The 8,140-nt window shown below is 62.1% G+C and carries 9 protein-coding genes; 3 read left to right on the top strand and 6 right to left on the bottom strand.

Annotated features, from left to right (window positions below):
- Window positions 1-153: 153 nt before the first annotated feature.
- The gene (locus ENZ74_RS13990; RefSeq protein ID WP_013532621.1) at window positions 154-798 is read right to left on the bottom strand and encodes a hypothetical protein; all 645 of its coding nucleotides are present in this window, start codon (window positions 796-798) and stop codon (window positions 154-156) included.
- 221 nt (window positions 799-1,019) lie between these two features.
- Here ENZ74_RS13990 and ENZ74_RS13985 point away from each other — a divergent pair, with 221 nt between their 5' ends.
- The gene (locus tag ENZ74_RS13985; protein ID WP_013532620.1) at window positions 1,020-2,699 is read left to right on the top strand and encodes an electron transfer flavoprotein-ubiquinone oxidoreductase; all 1,680 of its coding nucleotides are present in this window, start codon (window positions 1,020-1,022) and stop codon (window positions 2,697-2,699) included.
- A 128-nt stretch (window positions 2,700-2,827) separates the two neighbouring features.
- Window positions 2,828-3,427, top strand: coding sequence for a DUF922 domain-containing protein (locus tag ENZ74_RS13980; protein ID WP_013532619.1), 600 nt, complete (start codon window positions 2,828-2,830; stop codon window positions 3,425-3,427).
- A gap of 4 nt (window positions 3,428-3,431) precedes the next feature.
- On the opposite strand, the gene ENZ74_RS13975 is transcribed toward ENZ74_RS13980, so the two are convergent.
- The 5 genes from ENZ74_RS13975 to ENZ74_RS13960 form a co-directional block, all read right to left on the bottom strand.
- Window positions 3,432-4,478, bottom strand: coding sequence for an endonuclease/exonuclease/phosphatase family protein (locus tag ENZ74_RS13975; protein ID WP_013532618.1), 1,047 nt, complete (start codon window positions 4,476-4,478; stop codon window positions 3,432-3,434).
- Window positions 4,479-4,549: 71 nt separating this feature from the next.
- Window positions 4,550-6,013: an AMP nucleosidase gene (locus ENZ74_RS13970; RefSeq protein WP_128278158.1), complete on the bottom strand. Its 1,464-nt coding sequence runs from the start codon at window positions 6,011-6,013 to the stop codon at window positions 4,550-4,552.
- Between the two features lie 116 nt (window positions 6,014-6,129).
- Window positions 6,130-6,324 (bottom strand): hypothetical protein, encoded by a 195-nt coding sequence (locus ENZ74_RS13965; RefSeq protein WP_013532616.1) that lies wholly within the window; start codon window positions 6,322-6,324, stop codon window positions 6,130-6,132.
- A 39-nt stretch (window positions 6,325-6,363) separates the two neighbouring features.
- Window positions 6,364-6,522 carry a hypothetical protein gene (locus tag ENZ74_RS34410; RefSeq protein ID WP_023812838.1) on the bottom strand — a complete coding sequence of 53 codons (159 nt, stop codon included), beginning with the start codon at window positions 6,520-6,522 and terminating at the stop codon, window positions 6,364-6,366.
- Between the two features lie 224 nt (window positions 6,523-6,746).
- Entirely contained in the window at window positions 6,747-7,088 is a 342-nt protein-coding gene (locus ENZ74_RS13960) for a DUF2147 domain-containing protein (RefSeq protein WP_013532615.1), read from the bottom strand.
- 446 nt (window positions 7,089-7,534) lie between these two features.
- Between ENZ74_RS13960 and ENZ74_RS13955 the strand changes: the two genes are divergently transcribed.
- Window positions 7,535-7,801: a sel1 repeat family protein gene (locus tag ENZ74_RS13955; RefSeq protein WP_013532614.1), complete on the top strand. Its 267-nt coding sequence runs from the start codon at window positions 7,535-7,537 to the stop codon at window positions 7,799-7,801.
- Window positions 7,802-8,140: the final 339 nt, after the last annotated feature.

The following is an 8,140-nucleotide window of genomic DNA, read 5'->3' as shown; positions in this document are numbered from 1 at the left end:
TTGGGTTCCTTCGGAGCCTCTCGCCGGCGCGTTGGCTGACGGAGCATCAAACGAAAAACCCGCCTGTGCGGCGGGTCACTGGCGCAACTCAGCACCATAGGCAAAAATGTACCATAGCTGAGCTCACCGAGTCAAGAAAAAATTCCTATCGTGTCAGCCCGTTGGTATGCGCGGATCCTGCACCAGGTAGAAGGTCCATCTGGGCGTGTAGTCGGTCATCAGGAATTCGAAGCTGGCGGTTTTCAGCGGGTCGACCTTGCCATTCCTGAACAGCAGCCGGTCATAGGGTTCGAAATCGCGATCGAAATCGGCGAAATTGCTCGACCGGATGTTGTCCGGCGTCTTGTTGCGCTGGTCGAAGGAAAGCCCGTCGCCGAACACGCTCGGCTGGTTCAGGATCTCCTGCAATTCGAACTGGAATTCGACCCAGGCCTGGCCGCTATTGTTGAGCACCTCGATGCGCATATACATCATGCCGTTGGCGAATTCGCCGGCCTTGCCGAAGGCCTGGATCGGCTTTGTCGTGCGGATCGTCAGCGTCACCGGCGTTGACGAAGTCAGCTCTTCGGTGATGACGAACGGATCGTCCTTCGTGCCGATGCCCGAGGCGCCGGTGATGTGGAAGCCGCCAAGCTCGTCGGAGAAGGAGTAGGCGCCCGCCGCCCAGACCTTCACTTCGTCGGCGGCAGCGTGATGCGGCGCCAGCATCAGAAGGGCCAAAAGGAGCGCCCGGCGGATCCGGCCGGGCGGGAAAAGAAAGCGCGTCGATGAAAAGCCGGCTGGCCCAGGAAAGCGCATGGCGTGAAGTATGGCCGATAAGCAAGCCGTCGAACAATTAAAAAACGCGCGCCCCGCAGGCAATGCCAGGCGAAAAGCAGTCTTCCAGCCTCGCAATGCGCGACTTTTTGGCCAAAACGGCATTGTCACGTATGCGCCGGTTTCCTGTCGTCAATTGATGCGCTATGCAGCGCGGGAGCCAGCAAGATACCCGAATGGGATAAGCCAGTGCGGAGGGGTTGATGAGCGACATCGAACGCGAAAGCATGGAATTCGACGTGGTTATCGTCGGTGCCGGTCCGGCGGGCCTCGCCGCCGCCATCCGCCTCAAGCAGGTCAATCCCGAGCTTTCGGTCGTCGTCCTGGAGAAGGGCGGTGAGGTCGGCGCCCATATTCTCTCCGGCGCCGTCGTCGATCCGATCGGCATCGACCGGCTCTTGCCGGGCTGGCGCGACGAGGACGGCCATCCCTTCAAGACGCCGGTCACCGCGGATCATTTCCTGGTCCTTGGTCCTGCCGGCTCGTTCCGTCTGCCCAACATTTTCATGCCGCCGCTGATGAACAATCACGGCAACTACATCGTTTCGCTGGGCAATGTCTGCCGCTGGCTGGCGACCAAGGCCGAAGCGCTCGGCGTCGAGATCTATCCGGGCTTTGCCGCTGCCGGCCTGCTCTACAATGAGCAAGGCGCCGTCACCGGTGTCGTTACCGGCGACATGGGCGTCGAGAAGGACGGAACGCACGGCCCGGGTTTCGCACCCGGCATGGCGCTGATGGGCAAATATGTGCTGATCGGGGAGGGCGCTCGCGGCTCGCTCGCCAAGCAACTGATCGCCAGATACAAGCTTTCCGATGGCCGCGAACCGGGCAAATACGGCATCGGCCTGAAGGAACTCTGGCAGGTCAAGCCGGAGAACCACCGGCCGGGGCTGGTCCAGCATTCCTTCGGCTGGCCGCTTGACTTGAAGACCGGCGGCGGCTCGTTCCTCTACCATCTCGAGGACAACCAGGTGGCGGTCGGCTTCGTCCTCCACCTCAATTACAAGAATCCCTGGCTGTCGCCGTTCGAGGAATTCCAGCGCTTCAAGACCCATCCGGCGATCGCGGCTACGTTCGAAGGCGGCAAGCGGCTGGGCTATGGCGCGCGCGCCATCACCGAGGGCGGCTGGCAGTCGGTGCCGAAATTGTCCTTCCCCGGCGGTGCGCTGATGGGCTGTGCCGCGGGCTTCGTCAACGTGCCGCGCATCAAGGGTTCGCACAATGCCGTGCTGTCCGGCATGCTGGCGGCCGAGCATGTCGCCGAGGCGATCGGCGCCGGGCGCGCCAACGACGAACTCGCGTCCTACGAGGAAGCCTGGCGCGCGACCGACATCGGCAAGGATCTGAAGAAGGTGCGCAACGTCAAGCCGCTGTGGTCGCGCTTCGGCACCATCGTCGGTGTCGGCCTTGGCGGCCTCGACATGTGGCTGAACACGCTGTTCGGTGTCTCGCCCTTCGGCACGCTGAAGCATGGCAAGGCCGACTACGCAACGCTCGAGCCTGCCGCCCGGCACAAGAAGATCGCCTATCCGAAGCCCGATGGCGTGCTGACCTTCGACAGGCTGTCCTCGGTGTTCCTGTCCAACACCAATCACGAGGAAAACGAGCCGGTCCACCTGCTTGTCGGCGACATGGAGCTGCAGAAGCGTTCCGAGCACGATGTCTTTGCGGGCCCCTCGACGCGCTATTGTCCGGCCGGCGTTTACGAGTGGGTCGATAAGGACGGCAACGCCGCCGCCGATCCCACGGCCAAGGATGTGCGCTTCGTCATCAACGCGCAGAACTGCGTCCACTGCAAGACATGCGACATCAAGGACCCGAACCAGAACATCAACTGGGTGCCGCCGCAAGGCGGAGAAGGCCCGGTCTATCAGGGCATGTAGGCCCGCGCCGGCCGCAGCGTGCAAAGGTCCCGACGATGGCTCGGGGTCTCCCGTGGCATGTGGAACATTAGAACTGTTGAAACTGCCGCGCGCTTATGGTTCCATTCCTTGACGATAAGGAGATGGCCATGCGCCTGACGGTTCTGGCATGCCTAGTGGCGATCGGTGCGCTGTTCGGTCTGGCTTCGGCGGCCTCGGCCGGCACCAGGGTGGTGGTCAAGACGCGGACCTACGACATCACCGGGAACACGGGGCTGGCGCTAGTCCAAGCTATGGACCGCAAGGGGCCGAAGCACGGCTTCATGACGCATGCCATCGCGCTGACCGGCTACGCTGTGGATTGGGACCTCGACACCAGCCAGGACAATGGCGTCTGCCGCTTGCGGCGTGCCAACGGCACGCTCAATCTCTTCTACACATTTCCGCGTGTCGCCTCGGCCACCACCCCGACGCTCCGGAAGCGCTGGACGCGGTTCTTCGCCGGCGTCCGCGCCCATGAGGAAACCCATGGCCGCATCGCCAGGGAGATGATGCGGGCCACGGAACGATCCATCTCCGGCCTCAGGATTGCCGACGACCGGTCCTGCTACAAGACACGTCGCGAGGCACAGCGACGCATCAAGGCCACCAATGCCGCATATGAGGCCAAGCAGCTCGCTTTCGATGCGCGCGAGCATCGCGACGGCGGCCATGTCCAGCATCTCGTCATCGCTTTGGTCAGGCCCTGATCCTTCAGCCTGGCGTCTTGCCGGCCTGGACAATGGCCGCGGTCGCGGTTTCATGTTCGTCGAGCGGCTTTTGCTGGTTCAGCCTGAGCGAGAACTCCACCATGACCGGGAGGTGATCCGAGCCGGTGTCTTCCAGCCGTGTCGCCGAATGGATAGTCACGCCGCCCTTGCTGAAAACCTGGTCGATCGGCAGGCCGGCGAAGCGCCGCAGGAAATCCGGCAGCCTGATGTGGATCCAGGTCGGGCCGGCGGAAGGCATGACGGTCAGCCCGCCAAGCGCCGCGACCCGCCGCACGGCGGCACTCCATGGGGCGGCATTGCAGTCGCCCGCCATGATGGCCGTCTCGCCGAGCGCGGAAAGCGGCTCCGTCAACTCGCCGATCTGCCAGTACTGCTCGCGTGGCCAGGGCCAGCTGAGATGGATCGCGGCGACATCGACGTCGATGCCGCCGAAGTCGACGGTCGCTGTCGCCATGGCACCACGCCTTTCGCAACGCGCCTCGGTGCCGGCGGCAAAGGGCCGCCGCGAGAGCAGCGCGACGCCGAATATCTTGTTAGGGTAAGGACAGAGGATCCGGTATGGATATGCGCTGCTGATATAGCCAAGCTCGGTCGCCCACATCGCCGACACCTCGTCCAGGGTGATCACGTCGGGATTGGTCCGGCCGATCAGCGACAGCACCTTCTTCGGGGTTGGATTGTCGTAGCGCAGGTTCATCTGCAGCAGCTTGTAGATCGCGCGGTCTTCGTTCTTGGCTTCATAGGCGGCCTGAACCGGCCACAAGCGGGAGAAGGACAGCGAGCCGGAAGTGGTGGCGAAGGCCGCCACGGCAAAAAGCAGTGCCACGGCCGCTTGCAGTCGAAATGTCGTGGCCAGCAGCGGCAACGCGCAAAGCGCCATCAGCACGGCAAGATGGACGCGGAAATGCGAGAAGGAATCGAAGGCGGGATGCAGCGTTCCGAAAAACCCGGCCACCAGCGCGATCGAACAGGCCAGCATTGCCAGGAATGCAACCGAAATCAGCAATGTCCCGAAGCCCGCTCTCTCCATGCCGCCTGCTTATCGGCAGTAATGCGGCTCAATCAAGATGACGAAATGCCCATGCGATGCGTGGAACCGGCCTACTGGAACGCCGTTTCCGAAAAACTTCTGAGCTTGCGCGAATGCAACCGCTCCATCGGCATTTCCGCGAGCTTCTCCATAGCCCTGATGCCGATGGTCAGGTGCTGCGCCACCTGGCGCTTGTAGAATTCGGTCGCCATGCCGGGCAGCTTCAACTCGCCATGCAGCGGTTTGTCCGAAACGCACAGCAGCGTGCCGTAGGGAACACGGAAGCGGAAGCCATTGGCGGCGATGGTCGCCGATTCCATGTCGAGTGCGATGGCGCGAGATTGCGACAGACGCTGTACCGGCCCACGCTGGTCGCGCAGTTCCCAGTTGCGATTGTCGATGGTGGCAACGGTGCCGGTGCGCATGATGCGCTTCAGGTCGTAGCCGGAAAGGCCGGTGACTTCGGCGACGGCTTCCTGCAACGCCACCTGGATCTCGGCCAGCGGCGGGATCGGCACCCAGACCGGAAGATCGTCGTCCAGCACGTGGTCCTCGCGCACATAGGCATGCGCCAGCACATAGTCGCCAAGCGCCTGGGTGTTGCGCAGGCCGGCGCAGTGACCGAGCATCACCCAGGCATGCGGCCTCAGCACCGCAATATGGTCGGTGATGGTCTTGGCGTTGGAAGGCCCGACGCCGATATTGACCATGGTGATGCCGCCATGTCCCGATTTCTTCAGGTGATAGGCCGGCATCTGCGGCAGGCGCGGCGGTGCAACGCCTTCGCTGGGCGCGCTCTGCCCGCCCTTGGTGATGACATTTCCCGGCTCGACGAACTCCGTGTATCCGCCGCCGCCATTGGCCATCAGGTCGCGGGCGCGGGCGACGAATTCGTCGATGTAGAACTGATAGTTGGTGAACAGCACGAAGTTCTGGAAATGCTGCGGCGTGGTTGCCGTATAGTGCGACAGCCGGTGCAGCGAATAGTCGATGCGCTGCGCCGTGAAGGGCGCCAGAGGCCTCGGCTCGCCGAAGGCGACTTCGAAGGTGCCGTTGGCGATCTGGTCGTCGGTGCCGTCGAGATCGGGCACGTCGAACAGGTCGCGGATCGGCCGCTTGATGCGCTCTGCCGTCGCGCCGTCGACATGGGTGCCTTCAAGGAAGGCGAAATGCAGCGGGATGGGTGTGGTCGATTCCGACACCGTGACCGCAACCCCATGATTGCGCATGATCAGGCGCAACTGCTCGACGAGGTAGCTTTCGAACAGGCCCGGCTGGGTGATGGTGGTGGAAAAATGCCCAGGCGTCGGCATATGCCCATAGGCCTGGCGCGAGTCGATCTGGGTGAATGAGTTGGTGGTGACGCCGATCTCCGGATAGAAGGCCCGGTAGCGCTTGCCATTATCACCGCCTGCTGCCGCCAATTCTGCGAAGGAGTCGCGCAGGAACCTGGTGTTGCGATCGTAAAGCGCCTGCAGTGCCTTGACGGCCTTTTCAGCGCTATCAAAGCTTTGCCGGCCAAAAGGCTCCGGCATGACGACAGATTCGATGGCTTGTGGGTAGATTCGCTTTTCCATGGCTCAATATAGAGACTTGGATCGGCACTTGGGAGGGGTGTCGCGACCGAAGGCGGCCAAAGCGCCGTTTTTCTTCAACCGCGCTGCAGGCTGACCAGAAGCACAAAGCCGACGCCGGACTTCTTCAGGGCCGGTGCGTCGATCGTCGAGCCGGCGTCAGCGCGCATCATCGGCACGGCCAGGACCGGAGCGGCCAGAACCGTCAGGATAAGCGCCGCCCGCGGCAGAAGCCGAAGGGTCTTGAGAACGTTGGCGGCGATGCGGTTCATGGCGTTCAGCTTTTCTTTTCGAGGTCTTGGTTTCTTTGTTCAGTTGCGAAGATGGGTGGGGCAGGCGAGGCGGCAGGTTCTGGAACTGGCTTCGTCCCAGGCGCGGGCCGGACGGCCCGCTTCAGCGACGAGGATGGCGAAGAACATTCCAAACAGGCTCACCAGCAGGCAGACGATGGTGAAGCGGCGAGCAAGCATTGGGTCGGTCTCCTTCAACACGCCGGAGAATGCCCTGATGCAACTGAACCGGCTCTGATGGCGGCGTTCATCTGCGGTTCAAGATGATTGACGGGGTTTCGACGGCGCCGGCGTCGGTTGGATAGCCGCCGGCCTCCATCGAGCATCACCGGCGCAGGATGTGTCGACAAAACGAAAACGGGGCCCGTCGGGGCCCCGTCATCAGGTCGGAAAGATGCGCTCGATCAGAGCTTGTGCCAGGTCTGGCTCTTGCAGATCAGCCCGCCGAGCACGCAGCCGCTCATCTTGAGAGAGGTGCCCGACAATGTCGCCTTGCCCGAATAGGTCTTGTCGTTTGCCGGATCGGTGATGTTGCCGGCATATTTGTTGTCGCCCGTCGCCTTGAGCGAGCCGATGGTCTTGCCGGCATATTTGCCGGACTTGAGCGTGATGGAAAACGAGCCGCCGCCAGCGATGGCTGCGGTGTCGCCGGCCTGCGTCTTCCAATTGCCCTCGATCGGATCGGCCCAGGCCGCACCGGCCATGATCAATGTGGCCGCAAGGGCCAGGCTCACTCTTCGAAACATGTCTTCCTCCCTTTAGATGTCCGGCCGGATGCTCCGCCTCGGTCTGCCGCTTACGCAAACGTAAGCTAATCCAGCTCCCGGCAAAACAAAAGCGGTGCCGCAACGGAAGACTTTCGGATTTTGAAGGGCCCCGAATGCGCCTCCTGGCCAAGGAAATGAAACGATCGGCGCATCGCCTTTGTCTCCTGTGGTTAGCGAAGTCTTGAATTGGCATCGGGAAATTTTCGTCAAATTTGACGCAAGCAGGCTGAATTGCTGGCTTTGTATCCTTAACGAATTTCCGCGTTTACCTCTTGTTTTAGCTTTGTTTTCCTCAAATTAAGCACGCCATTTAACGACGGATTCAAGCCTGCACGGCATTCTCGAAAGCATCGGAAGAGCAGCCGCCAAGGACGAAAGAAGGCAGCTCTCGGGAGCCTGACAGGGGCCGGAAACAGGGGATTGAAATGGCACGTTTTGAAATGCTTGAAGCAGGTTTCGGCGCCATGGGGGCAACTGCCCAGGCCGACATCCTTTTCGAACTGGGCATGATGTATGCGACCGGCCGCGATTGCGAGACCGATGTCGTTGCCGCCCACAAATGGTTCAACATCGCCGCCATCAAGGGCTCGGCCCGCGCCGCGGAACTGCGCTCGGAACTGTCGGCGGCCATGTCGAAGGTCGAGATCGCCACGGCGCTTCGCGAAGCCCGCGAATGGATGACCATGCACTGAAATCTGCCAATCGCAGACAGGCCTATCGAAGACAGGGAAGCTCCGGGATCAAGGCCGCACAGACGGCCGGACCCGGCGAAATTGAAGGCCGCGCAAGACGGTCACGAGGGCAAGAGAAAGAACGCGGCAGGCCGCAAGGCCCAGTCGTGCGCGACACAGGGAAGCTGAGCGGGATTTTTAGGGGCGGGGCGCCTGGAGATTGCTCGACGGGCAAAAAAGCCACGACCAGCCGGAACAAGGCTGGCGTGGGTTTTTGCGTGGATGACGTCTTGCAGGCCCAATCGAGCGGCGCCAATGCGCCTAGACAGGCCGAATGAAGGATGAAATTGTCCCGCCTCT

Origin of the sequence: Mesorhizobium sp. M7A.F.Ca.CA.002.15.2.1 (assembly GCF_003998715.1) — a bacterium.
In the GTDB taxonomy this organism is placed as follows: Bacteria; Pseudomonadota; Alphaproteobacteria; order Rhizobiales; family Rhizobiaceae; genus Mesorhizobium; species Mesorhizobium ciceri.
This window is presented reverse-complemented; position numbering and strand designations above follow the sequence as displayed.

Coding starts and splice junctions, on each gene's coding strand:
- ENZ74_RS13990 (WP_013532621.1), bottom strand. CDS start 798: ATGCGCTTTCCTGGGCCAGCCGGCTTTTCATCGACGCGCTTTCTTTTC.
- ENZ74_RS13985 (WP_013532620.1), top strand. CDS start 1,020: ATGAGCGACATCGAACGCGAAAGCATGGAATTCGACGTGGTTATCGTC.
- ENZ74_RS13980 (WP_013532619.1), top strand. CDS start 2,828: ATGCGCCTGACGGTTCTGGCATGCCTAGTGGCGATCGGTGCGCTGTTC.
- ENZ74_RS13975 (WP_013532618.1), bottom strand. CDS start 4,478: ATGGAGAGAGCGGGCTTCGGGACATTGCTGATTTCGGTTGCATTCCTG.
- ENZ74_RS13970 (WP_128278158.1), bottom strand. CDS start 6,013: ATGCCGGAGCCTTTTGGCCGGCAAAGCTTTGATAGCGCTGAAAAGGCC.
- ENZ74_RS13965 (WP_013532616.1), bottom strand. CDS start 6,324: ATGAACCGCATCGCCGCCAACGTTCTCAAGACCCTTCGGCTTCTGCCG.
- ENZ74_RS34410 (WP_023812838.1), bottom strand. CDS start 6,522: ATGCTTGCTCGCCGCTTCACCATCGTCTGCCTGCTGGTGAGCCTGTTT.
- ENZ74_RS13960 (WP_013532615.1), bottom strand. CDS start 7,088: ATGTTTCGAAGAGTGAGCCTGGCCCTTGCGGCCACATTGATCATGGCC.
- ENZ74_RS13955 (WP_013532614.1), top strand. CDS start 7,535: ATGGCACGTTTTGAAATGCTTGAAGCAGGTTTCGGCGCCATGGGGGCA.